Source organism: Paraburkholderia sp. RL18-101-BIB-B, from assembly GCF_046026985.1.
GTDB lineage: Bacteria > Pseudomonadota > Gammaproteobacteria > Burkholderiales > Burkholderiaceae > Paraburkholderia.
In genome coordinates this window covers 1-23307 of sequence record NZ_JARESV010000040.1, presented here as the reverse complement: position 1 = coordinate 23307, position 23307 = coordinate 1, and the positions used below count along the sequence as shown (strand labels likewise).

The 23307-nt window shown below is 63.2% G+C and carries 22 protein-coding genes; 12 read left to right on the top strand and 10 right to left on the bottom strand.

The annotated features are described in order from the left end of the window. The first annotated feature begins 68 nt into the window (after positions 1 to 68). The 7 genes from P0D73_RS35130 (at position 69) to P0D73_RS35100 (ending at position 8530) form a co-directional block, all read left to right on the top strand. Complete coding sequence (locus P0D73_RS35130) at positions 69 to 998, top strand: cytochrome C assembly family protein (protein ID WP_132372976.1); 930 nt, start codon at positions 69 to 71, stop codon at positions 996 to 998. A 9-nt stretch (positions 999 to 1007) separates the two neighbouring features. Continuing rightward, on the top strand, positions 1008 to 1322 hold the full coding sequence (locus tag P0D73_RS35125; protein ID WP_408290461.1) for a PP0621 family protein: 315 nt from the start codon (positions 1008 to 1010) through the stop codon (positions 1320 to 1322). Beyond that, positions 1319 to 1915 carry a 1,6-anhydro-N-acetylmuramyl-L-alanine amidase AmpD gene (ampD, locus tag P0D73_RS35120; RefSeq protein ID WP_408434935.1) on the top strand — a complete coding sequence of 199 codons (597 nt, stop codon included), beginning with the start codon at positions 1319 to 1321 and terminating at the stop codon, positions 1913 to 1915. The genes P0D73_RS35125 and ampD overlap by 4 nt, the downstream gene beginning before the upstream one ends. Positions 1916 to 2457: 542 nt before the next feature. After that, a complete protein-coding gene (locus tag P0D73_RS35115) occupies positions 2458 to 5454 on the top strand; it encodes a ribonucleoside-diphosphate reductase subunit alpha (protein WP_408180867.1) in 2997 nt (998 codons plus the stop codon). Between the two features lie 779 nt (positions 5455 to 6233). After that, positions 6234 to 7469 (top strand): ribonucleotide-diphosphate reductase subunit beta, encoded by a 1236-nt coding sequence (locus P0D73_RS35110; RefSeq protein ID WP_132372984.1) that lies wholly within the window; start codon positions 6234 to 6236, stop codon positions 7467 to 7469. A gap of 86 nt (positions 7470 to 7555) precedes the next feature. Continuing rightward, complete coding sequence (locus P0D73_RS35105; protein WP_132372986.1) at positions 7556 to 7882, top strand: hypothetical protein; 327 nt, start codon at positions 7556 to 7558, stop codon at positions 7880 to 7882. A 30-nt stretch (positions 7883 to 7912) separates the two neighbouring features. Further along, positions 7913 to 8530: a histone H1-like DNA-binding protein gene (locus P0D73_RS35100; RefSeq protein WP_132372988.1), complete on the top strand. Its 618-nt coding sequence runs from the start codon at positions 7913 to 7915 to the stop codon at positions 8528 to 8530. Positions 8531 to 8767: 237 nt separating this feature from the next. Here the strand turns inward: P0D73_RS35100 and P0D73_RS35095 are convergent, their stop codons facing one another. The 10 genes from P0D73_RS35095 to P0D73_RS35050 form a co-directional block, all read right to left on the bottom strand. Then, the gene (locus P0D73_RS35095) at positions 8768 to 9244 is read right to left on the bottom strand and encodes an outer membrane lipoprotein (RefSeq protein ID WP_408180868.1); all 477 of its coding nucleotides are present in this window, start codon (positions 9242 to 9244) and stop codon (positions 8768 to 8770) included. Between the two features lie 26 nt (positions 9245 to 9270). After that, positions 9271 to 10209, bottom strand: coding sequence for a carbohydrate kinase family protein (locus P0D73_RS35090; protein WP_132372992.1), 939 nt, complete (start codon positions 10207 to 10209; stop codon positions 9271 to 9273). Positions 10210 to 10303: 94 nt separating this feature from the next. Further along, positions 10304 to 10804, bottom strand: coding sequence for a thiol peroxidase (tpx, locus tag P0D73_RS35085; RefSeq protein WP_408180869.1), 501 nt, complete (start codon positions 10802 to 10804; stop codon positions 10304 to 10306). 73 nt (positions 10805 to 10877) lie between these two features. Further along, a complete protein-coding gene (locus P0D73_RS35080; RefSeq protein WP_408290467.1) occupies positions 10878 to 12158 on the bottom strand; it encodes a zinc-ribbon and DUF3426 domain-containing protein in 1281 nt (426 codons plus the stop codon). Between the two features lie 48 nt (positions 12159 to 12206). Next, entirely contained in the window at positions 12207 to 13109 is a 903-nt protein-coding gene (gene prmA, locus P0D73_RS35075; protein WP_408434933.1) for a 50S ribosomal protein L11 methyltransferase, read from the bottom strand. A 3-nt stretch (positions 13110 to 13112) separates the two neighbouring features. Continuing rightward, positions 13113 to 14480 carry an acetyl-CoA carboxylase biotin carboxylase subunit gene (gene accC / locus P0D73_RS35070; RefSeq protein WP_012434380.1) on the bottom strand — a complete coding sequence of 456 codons (1368 nt, stop codon included), beginning with the start codon at positions 14478 to 14480 and terminating at the stop codon, positions 13113 to 13115. A 117-nt stretch (positions 14481 to 14597) separates the two neighbouring features. Continuing rightward, positions 14598 to 15068 (bottom strand): acetyl-CoA carboxylase biotin carboxyl carrier protein, encoded by a 471-nt coding sequence (gene accB / locus P0D73_RS35065; RefSeq protein WP_408180872.1) that lies wholly within the window; start codon positions 15066 to 15068, stop codon positions 14598 to 14600. Positions 15069 to 15136: 68 nt separating this feature from the next. Further along, entirely contained in the window at positions 15137 to 15592 is a 456-nt protein-coding gene (aroQ, locus tag P0D73_RS35060) for a type II 3-dehydroquinate dehydratase (protein WP_132373004.1), read from the bottom strand. Positions 15593 to 15786: 194 nt separating this feature from the next. Continuing rightward, positions 15787 to 16338, bottom strand: a complete 552-nt coding sequence (locus P0D73_RS35055; RefSeq protein WP_408318550.1) for a TlpA family protein disulfide reductase — start codon at positions 16336 to 16338, stop codon at positions 15787 to 15789. A 10-nt stretch (positions 16339 to 16348) separates the two neighbouring features. Then, the gene (locus tag P0D73_RS35050; protein ID WP_132373008.1) at positions 16349 to 17002 is read right to left on the bottom strand and encodes a UDP-N-acetylmuramate--alanine ligase; all 654 of its coding nucleotides are present in this window, start codon (positions 17000 to 17002) and stop codon (positions 16349 to 16351) included. A gap of 277 nt (positions 17003 to 17279) precedes the next feature. Between P0D73_RS35050 and mpl the strand changes: the two genes are divergently transcribed. The 5 genes from mpl to mtgA all read left to right on the top strand — a co-directional run bounded on the left by mpl (position 17280) and on the right by mtgA (position 23210). Further along, positions 17280 to 18674 (top strand): UDP-N-acetylmuramate:L-alanyl-gamma-D-glutamyl-meso-diaminopimelate ligase, encoded by a 1395-nt coding sequence (gene mpl / locus P0D73_RS35045; protein WP_408434931.1) that lies wholly within the window; start codon positions 17280 to 17282, stop codon positions 18672 to 18674. Further along, on the top strand, positions 18671 to 19273 hold the full coding sequence (locus tag P0D73_RS35040; RefSeq protein ID WP_408434929.1) for a YqiA/YcfP family alpha/beta fold hydrolase: 603 nt from the start codon (positions 18671 to 18673) through the stop codon (positions 19271 to 19273). Before mpl ends, P0D73_RS35040 begins: the two co-directional genes overlap by 4 nt. A gap of 186 nt (positions 19274 to 19459) precedes the next feature. Next, positions 19460 to 21577 carry a ribonuclease catalytic domain-containing protein gene (locus P0D73_RS35035; RefSeq protein ID WP_408434927.1) on the top strand — a complete coding sequence of 706 codons (2118 nt, stop codon included), beginning with the start codon at positions 19460 to 19462 and terminating at the stop codon, positions 21575 to 21577. Continuing rightward, on the top strand, positions 21574 to 22437 hold the full coding sequence (gene aroE / locus P0D73_RS35030; RefSeq protein WP_408290483.1) for a shikimate dehydrogenase: 864 nt from the start codon (positions 21574 to 21576) through the stop codon (positions 22435 to 22437). Before P0D73_RS35035 ends, aroE begins: the two co-directional genes overlap by 4 nt. 50 nt (positions 22438 to 22487) lie before the next feature. Continuing rightward, positions 22488 to 23210, top strand: a complete 723-nt coding sequence (gene mtgA, locus P0D73_RS35025) for a monofunctional biosynthetic peptidoglycan transglycosylase (protein ID WP_408290485.1) — start codon at positions 22488 to 22490, stop codon at positions 23208 to 23210. The last annotated feature ends 97 nt before the right edge of the window (positions 23211 to 23307 follow it).

Sequence of the window (23307 nt, the reverse complement as noted above, 5' to 3'; positions counted from 1 at the left end):
CAGTGCGGCCCGGGCAGCGCGCGAAGCGGAAGACGTCGCGGAGTAGGGGCCTAGTGTAAACTTCGAATATGGATATTGTACTGTATGCCCTCACTGCGCTCCTCTACGGCGGTTTAGCCGTGGCCGGCTGGCGCTCGCACCGGCACGCCGCCATGCGTCCCATGCTCGAAAGCGTGCCGCCGGTGCCCGCCGCAGCGGCGCCCGTGTCGGCCCCATCGGCCGCTTCGGGTATGAGCGCGTCGGGCCGCGCGCTGCTGTTCGTGGCGCTGCTCGCCCACGGCGTGCTGCTGCATACCACCATCTTCCCGCAGAACGCGATGGTGTTCGGTTTCGCGTTCGCGCTGTCGGCCATGTTCTGGCTCGGCGCCGGCATCTACTGGATCGAGAGCTTTTTCTTTCCGCTCGACGGCTTGCGTCTGCTGGTCCTGCCGCTCGCCTGCGTCGCCTCGCTGTTGCCGCTTGCGTTCAACGGCGTGCGCGTGCTGCCGTATTCGGCCGCGCCGATGTTCAAGCTGCACTTCCTGATCGCCAACATCGCCTATGGTCTGTTTGCGATCGCGGCGCTGCACGCCATTCTGATGCTGCTGGTCGAGCGGCGTCTGCATGCCATGCGCGGCGGCATGGCGCAGCGGCACGCGGCTGCGGCGGGCAACGGCTGGCTGTCGAGCTGGCTCGATACGCTGCCGCCGCTCCTCACGCTGGAGAAGCTGCTGTTCCGTCTGATCGGCGCGGGTTTTGTCCTGCTGACGTTGACACTGGTGTCGGGCATTCTGTTCAGCGAGCAACTGGTCGACCGCGCGTTGCGGCTCGATCACAAAACCGTGTTCGCGATTCTTTCCTGGGTGATGTTCGGCGCGTTGCTGACCGCGCGCAAGGTTTCCGGCTGGCGCGGCCGTGCGGCATTGCGCTGGGTGCTGGCGTCGTTCGTCGCGCTGTTGCTGGCGTACGTCGGCAGCCGTTTTGTTTTCGAGGTGCTGTTGCACCGTGCTGTAGTGTGAGCGTGTCCCATGCGACAAATATTTCTGCTGATCCTGTTGTTCATCGTCGGCCAGTGGCTGGTGAAGGCGCTGCGTCGTCATGACGCGCAGGCGTCCCAACGCAGCGGCGCCAACGGCGCCGCGGGTGCCAAAGGCGCGAATGGTCCGAACGGCGGCGCACGCGCTGCCGCGCCGGCGCAACTCGCCGAGCCGATGATCCGTTGCGTCGAATGCGGCGTGCACGCGCCGAAGAGCGATTCCGTGGTCGTGGCGGGGCAGCCGTTCTGCAGCGCCGCGCACGCGCAGCGTCATGGCGCGCGACCCACAGGCCGCGACGCTCGATGAGCGTCGAGTTCACCGTCGATACCGACGGTTGGGTCGCCGCCGCACGCAAACTGCCATCGCCGAATTTCGAAGCGCGGCCCGACGGGGCCGTGCCGTCCCTGATCGTGGTTCACAACATCAGCCTGCCGCCCAACGAATTCGGCGGCACTGCGATCGCTGAACTGTTCCTCAACACGCTCGATTGCGACGCTCACCCGTACTACGATTCGCACCTGCGCGGCGTGCGGGTGTCGGCGCATTTCGTGATTCATCGCGACGGCGCGCTCGAGCAGTTCGTGTCGTGCAACGAGCGCGCGTGGCACGCCGGGCCGTCGAATTTTTTTGGTCGCGAGCGCTGCAATGATTTCTCGATCGGCATCGAGTTGGAGGGGAGCGACACCACGCCTTTCGAAGCAGCTCAATACCGCACGCTCGGCGCCCTCGTGAGCGCGCTCAAGGCCCGCTATCCGGTCGCGGCGCTCGCCGGTCACTCGGACATCGCCCCCGGTCGCAAGACCGATCCAGGGCCGCATTTCGAGTGGTCGCGTCTGCAGCACGACACGTCGCTCGACGCTCAGTATTTCCCCTATCTCAAGTTTTCCAAAACGCCGTAACGACCCTTCGCGCAACTTCGCGTGATGCGAGGAGAACAAGGCGCCGCCTTGTTCTCCGGGGAGTCGGCTGCGCGCCGCGCCAAGCAAAAGTCAAGACTTCGAAAGCAAATAAAACGATTTGACCTGTCTCGATTCTCCACTATACTTGGTGCCACAAATCCAGTTTTGCACTATATCTTGTGTTGTGCTGTGAATAACCATGTGAATAACCAAGTGCACAACTGGGTGAATAAGTCAGCGGCGTCCGCTCTCCGAGCATGGCGCCGCAAGCATTTCAGGCAGCGAAAAAAATATTCCTGTGGCGCGGCCGGAGAGACCACCGGCGGCATTCAGAAGCATTCAGGAAAGGGGCTTGGCAAGTGATCGCGACACACACGATGAAGACCGTTATCAATTCGAACCAGGCTTCATCGCAGTCGCAGCCCGCCAACCGGCTCAGCCGGTCCCCTTCCTGCACCCCATCGCTTGCGCACGCGGCGGCGCAGCGTTCGTTTTAATCCGCGGATTTTCCCGCAACATTTCCAGGACCAGGAGCTTTGCACATGCAAACCACCGACAACGTGACGACCCGGTACGAGGGCTCACCGACTGGCCAGGCCTTTGGCCAGGCACAAGGCGCACAAGCGCTCGCGCCGCAAGCGACCTTCGCCGACTACAAGGTGATCCGCCGTAATGGCAGCGTCGTGTCGTTCGAACCGTCGAAAATCGCCATCGCCGTGACGAAGGCATTTCTGGCCGTGAACGGTGGTCAAGGCGCCGCCTCGGCGCGGGTGCGCGAACTGGTCGAGCAACTCACGCAGAACGTGGTGCGCGCCCTCGTGCGCAGCCGCCCGAACGGCGGCACGTTCCATATCGAAGACATTCAGGATCAGGTCGAACTCGCGCTGATGCGCGGCGGCGAGCACAACGTCGCACGTGCGTACGTGCTGTATCGCGAGAAGCGCACGCAAGCCCGCGGTCATGACGACCAGATCGTGGCGAACACGCCGGGTCTGAACGTGACCGACAACGGCGTCACGCGTCCGCTGGATATGGCTGCTCTGCGCGGCATCATCGAACTCGCTTGCTCGAATCTCGGCGACGCCGTGAGCGCTGATCCGATCATCGCGGAGACGGTCAAGAATCTGTACGATGGCGTGCCGATGAGCCAGGTCTATGACTCGGCCATCCTGGCTGCCCGCACGATGATCGAAAAGGACCCGGCGTACAGCCAGGTCACCGCTCGCATTCTGCTGCACACGATCCGCCGCGAAATCCTCGAAGAGGAAGTCACGCAAACGGAAATGGGCGAGCGCTACGCCGAGTACTTCCCGCAGTTCATCAAGCGCGGCGTGCAAGCCGAGCTGCTCGACGACAAGCTGCTGCAGTTCGACCTGAAGCGCCTCGGCGCCGCGCTCGATAACAACCGCGACCTGCAATTCGGCTACCTCGGTCTGCAGACGCTGTACGACCGCTACTTCCTGCATCACGACGGCGTGCGCATCGAAATGCCGCAGGCATTCTTTATGCGTGTCGCGATGGGTCTGTCGCTGAACGAGATCGACCGTGAAGCGCGCGCGATCGAGTTTTACAACGTGCTGTCGAGCTTCGATTTCATGTCGTCCACGCCGACGCTGTTCAACTCGGGCACGCGCCGTTCGCAACTGTCCTCGTGCTACCTGACGACGGTCGACGACGACCTCGACGGCATCTACGAAGCGCTGAAGGAAAACGCGCTGCTGTCGAAGTTCGCCGGTGGCCTCGGCAACGACTGGACGCGCGTGCGTGCGCTCGGTTCGCACATCAAGGGCACCAATGGCAAGTCGCAAGGCGTCGTGCCGTTCCTGAAGGTCGTCAACGACACGGCGGTCGCCGTGAACCAGGGCGGCAAGCGCAAGGGCGCGGTGTGCGCGTACCTGGAATCGTGGCACCTGGACATCGAGGAATTCCTCGAACTGCGTAAGAACACCGGCGACGACCGCCGCCGTACCCACGACATGAACACGGCGAACTGGATTCCCGACCTGTTCATGAAGCGCGTGATGGAAGGCGGCGACTGGACGCTGTTCTCGCCGTCCACCTGCCCGGACCTGCACGACAAGTTCGGCGCCGAGTTCGAAACGGCTTACACGGCTTACGAAGACAAGGTCGCGCGCGGCGAGATCAAGCTGTTCAAGAAGATCCCGGCGGCGCAACTGTGGCGCAAGATGCTGGGCATGCTGTTCGAAACCGGCCACCCGTGGATCACGTTCAAGGATCCGTGCAATGTGCGCTCGCCGCAACAGCACGTCGGCGTCGTCCACTCGTCGAACCTGTGCACGGAAATCACGCTGAACACCAGCGACGCCGAAATCGCCGTCTGCAACCTGGGCTCCGTGAACCTCGTCGCTCACCTGAAGGAACAGGCCGACGGCACCCTGGTGCTCGACCACGACAAGTTGAAGCGCACCGTCAGCGTGGCCATGCGCATGCTCGACAACGTGATCGACATCAACTACTACGCGGTCGCCAAGGCGCGTAACTCGAACCTGAAGCACCGTCCGGTCGGCATGGGCATCATGGGCTTCCAGGACTGCCTGCACCTGCTGCGCACGCCCTACGCGTCGGAAGAAGCGGTCAAGTTCGCCGACACGTCGATGGAAGCGGTCTGCTACTACGCTTACTACGCGTCGACGGAACTGGCGCAGGAACGCGGCCGCTACTCGAGCTACCGCGGCTCGCTGTGGGATCGCGGCATCCTGCCGCAAGACTCGGTGAAGCTGCTGGAGCAAGCGCGCGGCGGTTACGTGGAAGTCGATTCGAGCGAGTCGATGGACTGGACCGAACTGCGTTCGCGCATCGCCACTTACGGCATGCGTAACTCGAACTGCGTCGCGATCGCGCCGACGGCGACGATCTCGAACATCATCGGCGTGTCGGCTTGTATCGAACCGACCTTCCAGAACCTGTATGTGAAGTCGAATCTGTCGGGCGAATTCACGGTGGTCAACGACTACCTGGTGCGCGACCTGAAGGCGCGCGGCCTGTGGGACGAAGTGATGGTCGCCGACCTGAAGTACTTCGACGGCACGCTCTCGCGCATCGACCGGATCCCGGCCGACCTGCGCGCGATCTACGCTACCGCGTTCGAAGTCGATCCGAAGTGGCTGGTCGAAGCGGCCTCGCGTCGTCAGAAGTGGATCGACCAGGCGCAGTCGCTGAACATTTACATGGGCGGCGCATCGGGTAAGAAGCTCGACGAGATCTACAAGCTCGCATGGGTGCGCGGCCTGAAGACGACCTACTACCTCCGCACGATGGCGGCGACCCACGTCGAGAAGTCGACGGTGGCGCACGGCGCGCTGAACGCGGTGAGCTCGGGCGGCGGCGAAGGTTCGGGCGGTGCTGCCGGCGGCGCGGCGGGTGGCTTCGGCGTGAGCGGCGGCGCGGCTTCGGGTGGCATTCAGGCAGCGGCGGCCGCTCCGGCAGTCGCGGTTGAAGCAGCGCCGGAAGCGGATGGTCCGGTGTGCATGATGCGTCCGGGCGATCCAGGCTTCGACGAGTGCGAGGCTTGCCAGTAAGTAGTTGGCAAGTGCGCGGCAGGCAGCAGGATCGCTGCTTGCTGACGGGTCGTAGGTAATGACCCGCATGCAGCGAGCAGCGAAGCGAAGGAAGTGAAGTAGAAGTGAAGTCGATGAGCGGCGCGGCGAGTGGAATACGAAGCGCGCCGTTCATCGCAACGCAGCGAAGCAGGGCAGGTCACTGAAGCCGTAACGCGGTCATCGTGACCCGGTCAATCAGCAGTCAGCAGTCGGCAGCACCAGACGAAGCGCGCGACACAGTGCGCGCAGCAAACGCTTCGATCGATGGGTCGATCAACGCAGCCGGCCCGATGCATCGCTCGACATTGCATTGAACTTCACCTCGCCAGCACTGACGAACAGGCAAACGCGAGGCAAACGCGAGGCAAACGCGAGGCAAACGCGAGGCAAACGCGAGGCAAACGCGAGGCAAACGCGAGGCACGCAGGGCAAGCGCGAAGCAAGCGCGAAGCAAGCGCGGACCACCGCGACGAGCAACGCGAGGCAGCAGTCAGCAGTCGCAAGACGCTACAAGCACGCTCCGCAATACAGATAGATAGAGCAGCGAAACGTCGCATCGACACGTTGCTCTTCGAGCTCGCGAAGCACTTCGACGACACACGTTCAACACGCTTCACATGAGGTGATGCACACACTCTGTTGAACAAAGTGTTGTATGAACGTAGCAACGCGAATCGAAAACAGGATTTTTCATCAGCGAACTCTTTTATCGCTCGTGAAAAGATGGTACAAACCGTTCTAAATTGATGGTGACATTTATGCTCAACTGGGATGACGAGATCACTGCCGTAACTCCCTCGAGCGCTACGCAACAGAATGTGTTGCGCAACGCTGCGGGATCGGCTGTCGGTTCGCAAGTCGGAACGCGTTCCGCTCCTCATGCTCCCTCGGCTCAAGACGTCTTCGCGAACGACATTGCTGTCGCTCCCGTCGCTCATGTGACCAACGCTGCTGCTGGAACGGCTGCCGTTTCGGAAGCGCGGGTCAACGTCGCCGACAAGCGCATCATCAACGGCCAGACCGACGTCAATCAGTTGGTGCCGTTCAAATACAAGTGGGCCTGGGAAAAGTATCTGGCTGGTTGTGCCAACCACTGGATGCCGCAAGAAGTGAACATGTCGCGCGACATCGCCCTCTGGAAAGACCCGAACGGTCTGACCGAAGACGAGCGCCGCATCGTCAAGCGCAACCTGGGCTTCTTCGTGACGGCCGATTCCCTCGCCGCCAACAATATCGTGCTGGGCACCTACCGCCACATCACGGCGCCCGAATGCCGCCAGTTCCTGCTGCGCCAGGCGTTCGAAGAGGCGATCCACACGCACGCCTACCAGTACATCGTCGAGTCCCTGGGCCTCGACGAAGGCGAAATCTTCAACGCGTATCACGAGGTTTCCTCGATCCGCGCGAAAGACGAATTCCTGATTCCGTTCATCCACACGCTGACCGACCCGGCCTTCAAGACCGGCACGCTCGAGGCAGACCAGACGCTGCTGCGCTCGCTGATCGTGTTCGCCTGTGTGATGGAAGGCCTGTTCTTCTACGTCGGCTTTACCCAAATCCTGGCGCTGGGTCGTCAGAACAAGATGACCGGCGCGGCGGAACAGTACCAGTACATCCTGCGCGACGAGTCGATGCACTGCAACTTCGGCATCGACCTGATCAACCAGATCAAACTCGAAAACCCGCAGCTCTGGACGGCTGAGTTCCGCGCGGAAATCCGCGAGATCTTCCAGCAAGCGGTCGAACTTGAATATCGTTACGCAGAAGACACGATGCCGCGCGGGGTGCTCGGCCTCAATGCGTCGATGTTCAAGAGCTATCTGCGCTTCATCTGCAACCGCCGTTGCCAGCAGATCGGTCTCGATCCGCTGTACCCGAACGAGGAAAACCCGTTCCCGTGGATGAGCGAGATGATCGACCTGAAGAAGGAACGCAACTTCTTCGAGACGCGAGTGATCGAATATCAGACTGGCGGCGCGCTGACCTGGGAGTGATCCGGGTTCGTGCTGCAGATGCATTCATCGATGGGGATGCCGTCGGCTTGGGCCGCGGCAATTTTGGTTAGGAGCAGAATCGCCTGATGCAAAGCATGCCCGGTGCGCCGCGTGCCTTCGCGGCCCACAACTATGACAGGCACTTTGCGAACCCTTCAGTGGGATGGGCAAACTTCCCCCCGGAAAAAGCCGCTGGCGTCATTGCCGGCGGCTCGATCAAGCAATTGCCGGCGTTGAGCTTTCACGCCGAACAGATCTGGCGCGCGGTGCCTTTTGGCACGGCGCGCCTTACCGCATTCATTAGCGTAAGCGCGCAGCACCTGCGTACGCCGATGAATAGCCCGCTTCGTAGCGCGCGCCCTGAGAAGCGTCCGCGGGAAGCGGGTTTTGACGAAGGGTGTAGTTTGAACTGACTCTCATCTGAAAACCTGAAGGAGAAAATGATGGCAACTGCAAAAAAAGCCGCCGCTAAGAAACCCGCAGCCAAGAAGGTCGCAGCAAAGAAGGCTGCTCCGGCTAAGAAGGCTGCTCCGGCAAAGAAAGTCGCTGCCAAGAAAGTGGCAGTGAAGAAGGTTGCAGCGAAGAAGGCAGCACCGGCCAAGAAGGCTGCAGCGAAGAAAGCTGCTCCGGCCAAGAAGGTAGCAGCCAAGAAAGTCGCAGTGAAGAAGGTTGCGGCGAAGAAGGCAGCACCGGCTAAGAAAGCCGCTGTGAAGAAGGTTGCAGCAAAGAAGGCAGCACCGGCCAAGAAGGCTGCAGCGAAGAAGGCTGCGCCGGCTAAGAAGGCTGCTGCCAAGAAGGCTGCGCCTGCGAAAAAGGCTGCTGCTAAAAAGGCTGCGCCCGCGAAAAAGGCTGCCGCTAAAAAGGCTGCGCCTGCCAAGAAGGCTGCCGCGAAGAAGGCCGCTGCTCCTGCCAAGAAGGCTGCCCCTGCGAAGAAGGCTGTCGCCAAGAAGGCGGCTCCCGCACCCGCAGCGACTTCCGTCTCGAGCGCACCGGCGGCGACGGTGAAGACCGCGCTGAACCCGGCAGCGGCATGGCCGTTCCCGACGGGCAGCCGTCCGTAAGCTGGACGACAAGCGGTAGAAGTACTTCGACACGTCGCATGATGTGTCCGATGATCGAGTAGCGCTTGAGTAGCGTGGCGAGCGCTACTCGGTCAGGGTCCCGTTGCCGATTTCCGGCGACGGGATTTTTTTTGCCCGGCGAGAAACTTGCAAGCGAAAAAAAACGCATGCACAGGGGAGGGCATGCGTGTGAGGTCGTCGCGGCGGCAGAAAGCCTCGCCGCGCGAGAGGGGAAACTTAGTGCGTGACGCGCGTGACGCCGCCGCTGGAGAGTAGCCGCACGCGCTCGCCGGCCCGGAAGATCTCGCCGGTGGCGCTTTGCGTGATGGCGCGCATGTCGCCGTTATCGAGCCGCACGGTGACCTCGAGACCGTCGCGCACGGCGACGCCGTTTTCGATCGAGTTGCCGGCCACCGCACCCGCCAGACCGCCGATGATGCCCGTGATGATCGAGCCGGTGCCACCGCCGATTGTGCTGCCGGCTACCGCGCCCAAGGCGCCGCCGCCGATCGCGCCGATTCCGCTCGGCTGGCCGTTGTTCGAACTGATCTTCACTGCGCGCACGCTGTCGACCGTGCCCATGCGAACCGTTTCTTCACGCTGTGCCTGCGACGCCGTGTACACGTCCGCAGAACTGCTGTTGTACGCGCACCCCGACATGGCCAGCGAACCGGCAATCAAGGCGGCCACGACCAGGCGACTCGTTGTTCTCATTCCCTAAACTCCAATAGCTCTCGGTATTACGGCAGGTCGTACCCGAACGCCTGCTTGAACCGCTCGTTGATCTCGGCCCGGCCGGGCGCATAGTTTTGCGGGCCCTGATGCTCGATCTTCAGCGCGCCCATCAGGCTCGCCAGACGGCCGGTGGTGGCCCAGCCGAGCTTGTTCTCGATGCCGTACAGCAAGCCGCCGCGGAACGCGTCGCCGCAACCTGTCGGATCGAGCACTTGCTGTGCCTTGACCGCCGGAATCTCTTCGATGCCACCTGCATGATGGATCTGCGCGCCTTGCTCGCCGAGCGTGACGATCAGCGCCTCCACCTTGCCGGCGATCTCTTCGATCGACCAACCCGTTTTATTGCTCACCAGTTTGGCTTCGTAATCATTGACCGCTACATAGGTAGCGAGTTCAATCATGCGCCGCAGCGAGGCGCCGTCGAAGAGCGGCAAGCCCTGGCCCGGATCGAAGATGAACGGCACACCCGCGGCCGCCAGATGCTCGGCGTGCTGGATCATGCCGTCGTAACCGTCCGGCCCGACGATGCCGAGCGTGATGCCCTTGGCCTCGTCGGCGCGATTCAGATGCGACTGCATCATCGCGCCCGGGTGGAACGCGGTGATCTGATTGTTTTCCAGATCCGTGGTGATCATTGCCTGCGCCGTATAGGCGTCCGGCACGACCAGCACGCTCTCCGTCGACAGGCCGAGCTGCTTGAACCGGTCCATATAGAGCTGCGCGTCGACCGAGCCGAGCGTGCCCATGATGCGCGCGTCGCCGCCCAGCAGATGCAGCGAGTAGGCGATGTTGCCCGCGCAGCCGCCGAACTCGCGGCGCATGGTCGGCACGAGAAAGCTGACGTTCAGGATGTGGACCTGCTCCGGCAGGATGTGCTCCCGGAACCGGCCTTCGAAGGTCATGATGTTGTCGTAGGCGAGCGAGCCGCAAATCAGCGTAGCCAAGGCGAGCGTTCCTGTAAAAACGATAAAGAGAATGGGCGCGACGACGTGACAGCGCCGCGCATGAAGCGCGGCGCCGGGTTCGTGCGCGAAGGTGTTACTTCAGCGCGGCGAGGGCTGCGTCGTAGTTCGGTTCGTTCTTGATTTCGCCGACCAGTTCAGCGTGAACGACCTTGTCGTTCTCGTCGACCACCACCACGGCGCGTGCCGTCAGGCCGGTCAGCGGGCCGCTCGTCACGTCGACACCGTAGGCTTGCGCGAACTCATGGCCGCGGAAGGTGGACGCCGTGACGACGTTCTCGATGCCTTCGGTCGTGCAGAAGCGCGACGCGGCGAACGGCAGGTCGCCCGACACGACGATCACAGCCGTGTTGGTCAGCTTGGCCGCGGCTTCGTTGAACTTGCGGGTCGAGGTGGCGCAAGTCGGCGTGTCGAGACTCGGGACAATGTTCAGCACTTTGCGCTTGCCGGCGAAATCGGCGAGCGACAGCGTCTTCAGATCCTTGCCGACCAGCGAGAAAGCGGGAGCGGCCTGGCCTACCGACGGGAACGTGCCGGCTACTTCGATCGGGTTGCCACCCAGCGTGACTTGACTCATGTTGTCGTGCTCCGAAAAATCGTCAGGATTGACGGTGAACGCGCCCGGTCAGCGCCAGGCGCGCGAGGATGCGTTACGGATAAAAAATCTGTACGCGGAAATTGGAAGCGACCGCATTGCCCGTGTCGAGATGCACGATCATGGTCTGAGTCGTATGCGCGGGCAGGCCGGCCGCGATCTGCGTGCCGGGCGGGACGTAGTCTTGCGGCCACAGCACGCGGCGTACTGCGACGTTGTTCTGGTCGTCGAGCAGCGTGAGTTCGATGGCCGGATAGGCGAGCGCAATATTGAAGCGGTTGCGCAGCGGCATCTTCAGTTCGAGCTTGTGCGGGCCGTCGATTTGCCGCAGATCGGACGGCTCGACCTGCAAACCGTCGATGTCGTGCGGCGGCGTGACCTGGCAGCCGAGCGTCAAGCAGGCCTTCGCGTAGAGCGTCTGCGAGCGCGGGAAATACACCATCACCGTTTCGCGTTGCCACCAGGCGAGCTGCGCGAGCAGCGCGATGATCAATAGCGCCGCCACCACCGAGCCGGCGATGATCCAGCCCATGCGCCGCGGTTCGGCCGGGCGGGTTTCGCGCACCACGGGGAAGGGATCGGCGCCGTCGTTGACGGGCTGCACGGAGAAGGGCTCACCGCTGGGGGAGACCGGGCCAGTGGCGGCGGCCGGGCCGGCGGCAGCAAAGCCGGCTGCGCCTGCGCCCGCAGCCGCACCTACGCCGGCAGCACCTACGCCGGCCGCACCGAAACGCGGCTCATTGTCAGGAATGCCATACAAGGTAGCCGGCTCGTCCAGAACCGGCTCTTCGAGCGGCTCGTCCAGCGGCGCGTCGGAAGCGCGCTCGGTCTTGTGCCAGACGCGCGGCGCTGCTTCCTCGGGTGGATCGAGGTGATAAGCGAAGGGGTCGAGCGGCGCGTCCGCGAGCAGTGGTTCGTCGTCGGGCGGAAGCGGTGCGGTGGATGCGCCGGGCGGGAGTTCGGGTTCCGTAGCGTGGCGCGGTGTGACCGCGACGCCTGCGCCGGTGGAAACCGGTGAGAGCGGCACATTGCTGGCGTTGTGACGCAGACGGTTGTCGATGGCGGCGTCGGGTGACGGCGCCCACGGATCCCATGCTTCGGCGCTGAAGTCGGGGCCCTTGGGACGCACGCCCGAAAGCGCTTCGATCGCCGCGGCTGCGGCAACCGGTTTGGCGGTCGAGAAGTCACCGCCTTCGCTGATGTCGAACAGGCTGCTCGACGCGTCGAATACTTCCTGGCAATGCCCGCAGCGCACCAGGCCGCGGCGCAGCGCAAGTTGTTCCGTTTGCAGGCGGAAGACGGTTTCGCAGAAGGGGCAACGTGTTGCCAGGAGCATATTGAGCCGATAAGCCGGAAGGCCGTTGGTTGGACAATACGCCTTATTCTAATGGCTTTCGCGACGCGTTCCCGCCAGACATACCCAACCTTCGTGTTCGCGCCATACGCTGATGTCGATCCACCGTGAGTAGACCTGCGCGACCTCGTCCGCTTGCCGCGCCAGAATGCCGGACAGCGCGATCTTGCCACCCGGTTTGACCTTCGACGAGAGCATCGAAGCCATCAGCTTGAGCGGGTTGGACAGGATATTGGCGACCACGATATCGAACTCGCCGGTAGGGCATTCGTCGGGCAAACCGTACGTGACTTCCGCACGATTGCGCTCGCTGTTGTGGCGCGCCGATTCGACCGCTTGCGGATCGATGTCGATGCCGTACACGGGATTCGCGCCGCACTTTTTCGCGAGGATCGCGAGAATGCCGGAGCCGCAGCCGTAGTCGAGAACCGATTGCTCGGGTTCAACCGACTGCTCCAGCCATTCCATGCAAAGCCGCGTGGTGGGATGGCTGCCGGTGCCGAAAGCGAGCCCCGGATCCAGTTCCAGCACCAGTGCTTCGGGGTCCGGCGCGTCGTGCCACGACGGCACGACCCAGATGCGCTCGCCGATCTTGATCGGATCGAACTGCGACTGCGTGAGCCGCACCCAATCCTGATCTTCGACTTCACGCACGGTGAACGACGGCGCCGCCGCCAATCCGATTTCATTGGCTGCGGCGGTGAGCAACACCGCCGGCTCGTGTTCCGGCGCGAGCAGCGCGATCACGCGCGAACGCTGCCACGCCGTGCGATCCGGCGTGAGACCGGGCTCGCCGAACAGCGGCTGCTCGTCGGGCGTGTCGGCGTCCGCATCTTCGACCGACACGGACAACGCGCCCAACTCGAGCAGCGCGTCGGAGAATTCCTCCGCGTGCTCGCGTGCCAGTTCGGCGATCAGTTCCCGGTAGCTCATGAGTTACGCTTCTTCCGGCGCGGCCTGCAGCTTCGCGGCCAGGCGGTTTTCGAGGTAGTGAATGCTGGTGCCGCCTTCGACGAATTTCGCATCCAGCATCAGCTCGCGATGCAACGGGATGTTGGTCTGAATGCCTTCCACCACCATCTCCGACAAGGCAATGCGCATGCGCTTGATCGCCTGTTCGCGCGTCGCGCCGTAAGCGATCAGCTTGCCGATCATCGAATCATAGTTCGGCGGCACGAAATAGCCATTGTAGGCGTGCGAGTCGACGCGGATGCCGGGGCCGCCCGGCATGTGCCACGACGTCAGGCGTCCCGGCGACGGAATGAACTTGAACGGATCTTCCGCGTTGATCCGGCATTCAATCGCGTGACCCTTGAACACGATGTCGCGCTGACGGAAGGCGAGCTTTTCGCCGGCCGCAATGCGGATCTGTTCCTGCACGATGTCGACGCCCGTGATCAGCTCCGTCACCGGATGCTCGACCTGTACGCGCGTGTTCATTTCGATGAAGTAGAACTCGCCGTTTTCGTAGAGGAACTCGAACGTGCCCGCGCCGAGATAGCCCATCTTCTTGCAGGCGTCCGCGCAACGATCGCCGATGCGGTCGATCAGGCGGCGCGCGATACCCGGCGCCGGCGCTTCTTCGATCACTTTCTGGTGACGGCGCTGCATCGAGCAATCACGCTCGCCCAGCCAGACGGCGTTCTTGAACGAATCGGCCAGCACCTGAATTTCGATGTGCCGCGGGTTCTCCAGGAATTTCTCCATGTAGACCTGCGGGTTGCCGAACGCACGGCCGGCTTCTTCGCGCGTCATGTTGACCGCGTTGACCAGCGCCGCTTCCGTGTGGACCACGCGCATGCCGCGGCCACCGCCGCCGCCGGCGGCTTTGATGATGACCGGATAGCCGACCTGGCGGGCAATCTTCACGATCTCTTTCGGATCTTCCGGCAACGCGCCTTCCGAACCCGGCACGCAAGGCACGCCGGTCTTGATCATGGTTTGCTTGGCCGTGACCTTGTCGCCCATCATCCGGATCGTTTCCGGGCGCGGGCCGATGAAGGTGAAGCCGGACTGTTCGACACGTTCGGCGAAGTCGGCGTTTTCCGAGAGGAAGCCGTAGCCGGGGTGAATCGCTTCGGCGTCGGTGACTTCCGCCGCGCTGATCAGCGCGGGCATGTTCAGGTAGCTCAGATTCGAAGGCGCCGGGCCGATACAGACGGCCTCGTCGGCGAGCTTCACGTACTTGGCTTCCTTGTCGGCTTCGGAATAAACGACGACGGTCTTGACGCCGAGTTCGCGGCAGGCGCGCTGGATACGAAGCGCGATCTCGCCGCGATTGGCAATGAGGATTTTTTCAAACATAGCGGGTTTTCGACTCATCAATGGGCGCCGGGTTGATCACAACGCCGGCTGCCTCAGAGGATCGGTCGCGCGCCTAAGAAAAACGGCGCGCGGGCGGCATGCGCAAAGCGTGCCGCGTCAGCCGACCACGAACAGCGGTTGGCCGTACTCGACCGCCTGACCGTTTTCGACGAGGATTTCCTTCACCACGCCGGACTTGTCCGACTCGATTTCGTTGAGCAGCTTCATCGCTTCGATGATGCAGATCGTCTGGCCTTCCTTGACCGTGTCGCCCACCTGGACGAACGGATCGGCGCCCGGGGACGGCGCGCGGTAGAAGGTGCCGACCATCGGCGAGGTCACCACATGGCCTTGCGGCGCGGCGGCAGCCGGCGTAGCCGGTGCGGCTGCTGCAGCCGCCGGCGCTTCGCCACCGAGTGCCGGTGCCGGCTGCGCGTATTGCGGCGCGTACGACGCGGACGGTTGCACGTAAACCGGCGGCGCATTCTTGACGATGCGGACCTTGCCTTCGCCCTCGGTCACTTCGAGTTCGGAAATGCCGGACTCCGAGACGAGGTCGATCAGAGTTTTCAGTTTACGTAGGTCCATCAGGCAGCCCCTTTAATGCGTAAAGTGCCGGCGCGTACGCAGCCGGCGCAAATTAGACGTGTTTGGAATCAGCCGCGCGACGAGCCGGCGGACAGCCGGTCGAGCGCGAATTCGAGCGCGTACAGATATCCCTTCCAGCCGAGACCGCAAATCACGCCCTCAGCCTGGTCGGAGAAATACGAGTGATGCCGGAACGGTTCGCGACGATGCACGTTCGACAGATGAATCTCGACGAACGGGATGCCGACCCCCGCCAGTGCGTCCCGAATGGCCACGCTGGTGTGCGTGTACGCGGCGGGATTGATCAGTATGAAATCGGTTTTTTCAGTCCGCGCGGATTGGATGCGGTCCACCAGGGCGCCTTCATGATTGCTCTGGAACGACGCGAGTTCGACGCCTGCGTCCGCTGCGCGGTCCGCCAGCGCCTGATCGATCTGCGGCAAGGTCACGTGACCATAGACCTCGGGTTCCCGGGTGCCGAGAAGGTTGAGGTTGGGTCCGTGCAGTACCAGCAGTCGCGTCATGGTCGCTTCTTTTTCCGTGGAATTGGGCGCACTTTAGCGCTGATTAGAGAAACTTGTCTAGTTTCGCGCGCGTACGGATTGATGGCGGCGGTATTTCGCCGCTGCGCCGGGCGCCCATCTTCTCTCAAATCCGTCTGATTTGCGCCTATTTTCGCGCCTTCCGCGGGTAATCGAGCGCCAAAAGAATGTGAAATTTAAAGGGCGTCGAGCGTCTGTTTCAGCGCCTGCGGGTCGATTTGTCCTAATTTTGTCGAGCGAATGTTGCCTTTTGCGTCAATTACGACGGTAAACGGCAGCCCGCCCGCAGTATTGCCGAAGGCGCGCGCGAGGTCTGCGCCGCCGAAGCCGGTCACGTAGACCGGGTACGCCACTTTCACTTTCTGCAGGAACACCTGAACGTTTTTTTCCGAATCCACGCCAAGTCCGACGAACTGTATGCCTTTTTTCGCGTAATCGCGCTGAAGTTGCGACAGCGCGGGCATTTCTTCGACGCAAGGGCCGCACCACGAGGCCCAGAAGTTGACGACGATTGGGTGGCCTTTAAGCAAACTTAGCGTTTGCGGCTTGCCGTCGACTGTCGTCACCGGCGCGGTCCAGAGTTGCGCGACCGCGTTTTGCGGAGAGGCCGGTTGCGCGGCATGCGCGACTTCTTCGACGCCGCCGTTCAGCAAGTGGTTCGCCAGAACGCCGCCGCCCGCGGCGACAGCGGCGACAAGTACGCCCGCCAGAATCCGTCTCGTATTCATCTTGGTCAGTCTAGTTGGTTGAAGGAGCGACGTCGCTGCCGTCGAGTAGCGTCTGAACGGCCTGCAAATTGGCGCGTGCCGTGCGCCCGCGCGCGTCGGCGCGCACTGCGCCACGCAGATCGTCGGTTTCGTAGAGCGCCACGTGCAGGCCGACCGGTTCAGCCTCGCGCCCTTCGTTCGTGGGGCGCCACAGAAAGCTGAGCGTTTCGACATAGCCGCGGCCGGCGAAATGCCGCGTTTCCGAGACGTCGTACTGAATGTTGGCGTTCAGAAAGTAGATGGCGACTTCCTTTGGGTTGTCGCAGAACACCTGAAGGTGGATATCCGAGTGTTCGCCGGCGGTGCCGCCGAGCACCGCACCGGTCAGATAAGGATTGAACGGCGCGAGCCGCTCCATCCATTCGACCGCGATGCGGCGCAGCCGCCGCAGCAACACAGGCTGGCTGTCGCCCTGGAACAGCGACTGATATTCGCGGATTTCTTCTTCGATCTGGTCGTTATCCGGCAGCCATTCGCCGGCAACACGGCTCTCGCCGACCACTTGCCGGGCGGCTTTGCGCTTCGCCGTGGCGTAATCCAGACCGTCTTCGGCGATCATGCGGGCAGCCGCGATGGCGATTTCCTCGCGCACGCGCTGCGGATCGAAATGAGATTTGCGGACCATCCCTCGATCATACTAGAGATTGGTGACGGCCTTTCCTGGCGGGTCGCACCGCGCGCCGGACGAGACGGCGCAGGCGAGCGCGCATAGGGTGATCGAAAGGCGTCGGTTACAATAGCGTCCTTTGCAGACGGTCGTTTCGGCCGCTCTTCTGCGCTCCCATCCCTCTCAGGAAAGCGCCGGGCCGCGCCCCGTTTTCTTGCCCCCTCAGGGGGCCTGGCGCGAGGCGACAGGTTAGGGGGCCCTTCCAGGAAAAACGCCCGCGCGGCACGACAGGCTTATGCACATCCACATCCTCGGTATCTGCGGCACGTTCATGGGCGGTCTCGCGGTCCTCGCGCGCGGCGCGGGCCACACCGTGACGGGTTGCGACGCCGGCGTCTATCCGCCCATGAGCACGCAGCTCGAGGCGCAAGGCATTGGTCTGATAGAAGGTTACGACGCGGACCAGTTGAACGGCCTGAACGCGGATCTGTTCGTGATCGGCAACGTGGTCTCGCGCGGCAACCCGCTGATGGAAGCCATTCTCGACCGCGGCCTGCCGTATACCTCCGGCCCGCAATGGCTCGGCGAGCATGTGCTGAACGGCAAATGGGTGCTGGCGGTGGCCGGCACGCACGGCAAAACGACCACCAGCTCGATGCTGACCTGGCTGCTCGAAGACGCCGGCCTCAATCCGGGCTTCCTGATCGGCGGCGTGCCGCTGAATTTCGGCGTGTCCGCGCGGCTGACCGATTCCAGCTTCTTCGTGATCGAAGCCGACGAGTACGACACGGCCTTCTTCGACAAGCGCTCGAAGTTCGTCCATTACCGTCCCAAGACCGCGGTGCTGAACAACCTCGAATTCGATCACGCCGACATTTTCCCGGATCTGGCCGCGATCGAAACGCAGTTCCATCATCTGATCCGCACCGTGCCGGGAATCGGCCGCGTGGTCACGAACGGCCGCGAAAACGCGCTCGAACGCGTGTTGACGCGCGGTTGCTGGAGCGAAGTGGAGCGTTTCGGCGTGCAGGGCGGCTGGGAAACCTTGCCGGCGGAAGACGGCGTGCCGGTCGACGAGCGTTTCGCCGTCTATCACAACAGTGAGCGTGTCGGGGTGGTCGAGTGGCAGGTGCAAGGCGAGCACAATCGCATGAACGCGCTGGCCGCGATCGCCGCCGCGCGCCATGTCGGCGTGCCGCCGGCGCAGGCCGCCCGCTCGCTGGCTGGCTTTCGCAACGTCAAGCGGCGCATGGAAGTGCGCGGCAGCGTCGACGGCGTGACCGTCTACGACGACTTCGCGCACCATCCGACCGCCATCGACACGACCGTGGCCGGGCTGCGCGCCCGTGTGGGCCGTGACAACACGCGGATTCTCGCCGTGCTGGAACCGCGCTCGAACACCATGAAGCTCGGCGTGATGAAGGCGCAATTGCCGGGCAGTCTCGCCGACGCCGATCTGGTGTTCGGCTACGGCGCGCCGGCCGGCCGCGACGCGCTCGGCTGGAATCTCGGCGAGGCGCTCGCGCCGCTCGGCGGCAAAGCGCAGGCTTTCGACAATCTCGACGCGCTGGTCAAAGCGGTAGTCCACGCAGCGCGCCCCGGCGATCAGATTCTGGTGATGAGCAACGGCGGCTTCGGCGGCGTGCATCAGAAACTGCTCGACGCCCTTTCCGCGCGAGGCGCTTCGTGATCCTTTATCTGCACGGTTTCCGCTCGTCGCCCAATTCGTTCAAGGCGCGCCTGCTGGCGGCGCGGCTCGTCGAGCTCGGCCGCAGTGACGAATGGTGCTGCCCAATGTTGCCGGTTTCGCCGTTCGAGACCGTGGCGCTCGCCGAATCGCTGGTGGCCGCCGCCCAGCCGCAAACCGTCACGCTGATCGGTAGTTCGCTCGGCGGCTATTTCGCCACCTATCTGGCGGAGAAGCACGGCTGGCCGGCGGTGCTGCTGAATCCGGCGGTCGTGCCGCAGCGCGATCTGAGCGCCTACCTCGGCGAGCAGCCGTTGTGGCACGGCGGCGGCAGCATCGTCGTCGAGCCGCATCATCTGGATGAGTTGCGCGCGCTCGGCGTCGCCTCGATCACCCGGCCCGAACGCTATTATTTGATGGCCGCCACCGGCGACGAAGTGCTCGACTACCGCGAAATGCTCGCGCACTATCCCGGCGCACGCACTACGCTGATCGAAGGGAGTGACCACGCGATCAGCGAGTTCGCGCAATACGTCGACGACGTGCTGGCCTTCTGCGACGCGGAAGACGTCGAGCCGCCGGCGCCGCGCGAAGCCGCGTAGAGTCGCGTCAAGCCGGGCGTTCCAGCAGCGGGGCGATTGCCGCGCATCATGATTCATGCCGCCGGCGCGCGCGTATCGCGCCGCGGATCCACTACCACGAACACGTTGCCGTGCCGCGCACGCAGTGACCGATCGCAAAGCAGGATCGGGCGCGCCGGCAGATGCAAGACAGAACGAGAGTATTGAGTGAACGTTTTCTTCGAGGAATCGGGCAGTTTCAAGGCAGGCAGCGTGCTGTCGCGCCAAGGCGATGCTTTCCAGGTCGAGTTGCCGGGTGGCCGGCGCGCCAAGGTGCGCGCGAAAGATGTGCTGATCGAATTCGAAAAGCCGAGTGCGGCCGAACTGATGCAGCAAGCCGACGCTGCCGCGCAGGAGATCGATCTGGACTTCCTGTGGGAATGCGCGCCTGACGACGAATTCCCGTTCGCCACGCTCGGCGCAGAGTATTTCGGCGACCGCTTCGGGTCGATCGAGCGCGCCGCGCTGGTGCTGCGCATGCATGGCTCGCCGGTGTACTTCCGCCGCAAGGGCCGCGGCATGTACCAACGCGCACCGCAGGAGCAACTGAAGATGGCGCTCGCCGGGCTCGAGCGCAAGCGTCAGCAGGCGCTGGTGCAGGTCGGCTACGAAGATGAATTGAAAGCCGGCCGTCTGCCGGAAGCCTTCACGGGCAGCAAGGCGCTGGGGCTGCTGACCAAGCCGGACAAGAACACGATCGAGTACAAGGCGCTAGAAGGCGCCGCGGCGGCGCGCGGTATTTCGCAGGCGCGTCTGATGCTGGAAAACGGCGCCATTCCGTCGGCGCGCGCGTTGCACGAAGCGAAATTCCTCTCCGAGTTCTTCCCGCACGGCACCGGCTTTCCGCCGGTTACCGTCGGCACCTTGCCGGAAGATCTGCCGGAAGCGGACGTGCAGGCGTTCTCGATCGACGACATCACCACCACTGAAATCGACGATGCTTTCTCCGTCGAGCACTTGGCCGACGGCCGCGTGCGGATCGGCGTGCATATCGCCGCGCCGGCGCTCGGCATTCAGCGTGGCGACGAGGTCGATGCGATCGCGCGCACGCGTTTGTCGACCGTGTACATGCCCGGCGACAAGATCACCATGCTGCCCGACAGCGTCGTCGAAGCGTTCACGTTGGCCGAAGGCGGCTTGCGTCCGGCGCTTTCGCTGTATGTGATCGTCAATCGCGAGACGCAGGAGATCGTCGCGAGCGAAACGCGCGCCGAGCGCGTGTTCGTGAAGAACAACCTGCGCCACAACACGCTCGACGAACTCGTCACCGAAGAGGCGCTCGCCGCCGGCACCGGCGACTATCCGCACAAGGACGACATCGCCGTGCTGTGGCCGTTTGCGCAGGCGCTATTCGAAAAGCGCCAGGCCGCGCGCGCCGGTTACGGTCTACGTCGCGAAGTGCAGCGCAATACCGACTTCAACTTCTACGTTGAAGGCGAGCACATCACGATCACGCCGCGCCGGCGCGGTTCGCCGCTCGATACGATCGTCGCCGAACTGGCGATTCTCGCGAACTCGTCGTGGGGCGCGTTCCTGCACGACCACGGTGTGCCGGGCATCTACCGCACGCAGCGCGCTTTTGGCGCGCCGACTGGTCCCAAGCGCACGCGCATGCAGACCAACGCCGCGCCGCACGAAGGCCTCGGTGTCACGCAGTACGCGTGGAGTACGTCGCCGCTGCGCCGTTACGTCGACCTGGTGAACCAGTGGCAGTTGATCGCCTGCGTGCAGCATGGCGTGACCGCGAAACTGGCCGCGCCGTTCAAGCCGAAAGATGCCGATCTGTTCGCCGTCGTGCAAGGTTTCGACGACACGTACACCGCGTACGCCGATCATCAGCGTCGCATGGAGTACTTCTGGTGCCTGCGCTGGCTGAAGCAGGAGAACAGGAAGCAGGTGGTGGCGTCGGTGGTGAAGGGCGATCTGGTGCGCCTGGAAGAGATTCCGCTGCTGCTGCATGTGCCGGGCCTCGGCGTGCACGCGCGCGGCACGCGTTTGCAGATGGAAGTGATGTCAATCGATGAGTTGACCGTGGAAGCCTCCGTGCGTCTTCTGCATGTGCTCGACGCGCCCACCGTGACGAGCGGCAGCGAGGCTGAAGAAGCGGACGAGGGCGAAGAGGAAATCATCGACGCCCCGGACGAGAGCGCCGAAGGCGAAGCCGAGGCGCAGGCCGAAGCCGAACTCGACGGCAACGACGCGGCTGCTGTGAAGGACGACGCCGAAAGCAGCGATGGCGCGGACGGTGCCGCCACCCATCAGCACATTGCGGAGCCGGGACGATGAGCACTCAGGATTCACGCGACCGCTATGCGGTCATCGGCAACCCGGTCGGTCATAGCAAGTCGCCGTTCATTCATGGACGGTTTGCCGCGCAGACCGGCGAGCCTGTGGAATATGGCCACCTGCTCGCGCCGGTGGATGCGTTCGTGCCGCACGTGCGGGCCTTCATCGACGCAGGCGGGCGCGGGCTGAACGTGACCGTGCCGTTCAAACTCGACGCGCATGCCTTTGCTGACACTTTGTCGCCGCGCGCGGCGGCGGCGGGGGCGGTGAACACGTTGCGCATCGACGCAAATGGTATCTATGGCGACAACACCGATGGTTTCGGTCTCGTGCGCGACATCGAGGTGAATCTCGGCGTGTCGTTGAAGGGAGCACGCATTCTGTTGCTGGGCGCAGGCGGCGCCGCGCGCGGCGTGGTGCTGCCAATGCTGGGCCGCGCGCCGCATACGGTGACCATCGTCAATCGCACGGCGGAGAAAGCCGAGGCGCTGGTCGGCCAGTTCGCGCAGGCCGCGCGTGATGCGGCATGTCATCTGAGCGGCGGCAGCGCGCGGGCGATCGAAGCGGGCGCTTACGATGTGATCGTCAACGCGACGGCGGGAAGTCTCGATGCGTCGCTGCCCGAGTGCGACGACCGCGCGTTCGGCAGCGGCACACTCGCCTACGACATGATGTACGGCGCGCATCCGACCGTGTTCATGGAGCACGCGCGGAAGCTGGGCGCGCGCGGTGCCGATGGACTCGGGATGCTGGTCGAGCAGGCGGCCGAATCGTTTTTCGTGTGGCGCGGCGTGCGGCCTGACGGCGCGCCGGTGCTGGCCGAATTGCGTGCGCTGTTGACGGCGCCGTCGCACGCTTAACGCTGGCGTATCAGGTTAAGGCACATTCCCGCACGAGGATTGAGAGCACGATGACAGCAACGCGGCGCGTGAGCCGGCCAGGTCCGGTGCGATGGGTGTTCTATCTGTGCGCCGTGGTTGCGATTGCGTGGCTCGCGACGCAGGCGTTTTACTTCGCGCGGATCGCAGTTTGGAATTACGTCAATCCGCGCAGTACAGCGTTTATGCGGTCGGACGCGTGGCGGTTGTCGCAGGATCGGCCGGATCTTTCGGTGCAGCATACGTGGGTGTCGTATGACCAGATTTCGCGCAATCTGAAGCGGGCGATTATTGCTTCTGAGGATGCGAATTTTGTTAACAACAATGGGTATGAGACCGACGCTATTTTGCAGGCCTGGGAGCGGAATAAGGCTAAGGGCAAGATTGTTCGCGGTGGGTCGACCATTACTCAGCAGTTGGCGCGGAATCTGTTTTTGTCTCGGGAGAAAAGCTATATCCGGAAGGGGCAGGAGCTCATCATTACCTGGATGCTCGAGACCTTGATGGATAAGGAGCGGATCTTTGAGATTTATCTCAACTCCGTTGAGTGGGGGAATGGGGTTTATGGGGCTGAGGCGGCGGCTCATTATTACTACAAGACTTCGGCGAGTAAGTTGACTGCTGCGCAGTCGGCTCGATTGGCCGTTATGCTGCCGCAGCCTAAGTATTTTGATGAGCATCGAGGGTCGCAGTATTTGGCGCAGCGGTCGCGGGTTATTGCCAGGAGGATGGGGGCGGCTGAGTTGCCCGATTGATGGGGGTCTTTGCCTGCGCGGCGCTGGGTCTGTGTTTTTTATGGCGTTGGCCTTTCCTTGAGTTCATGTCGGTCTATTAGCGTCGCCCCTGTGCGGG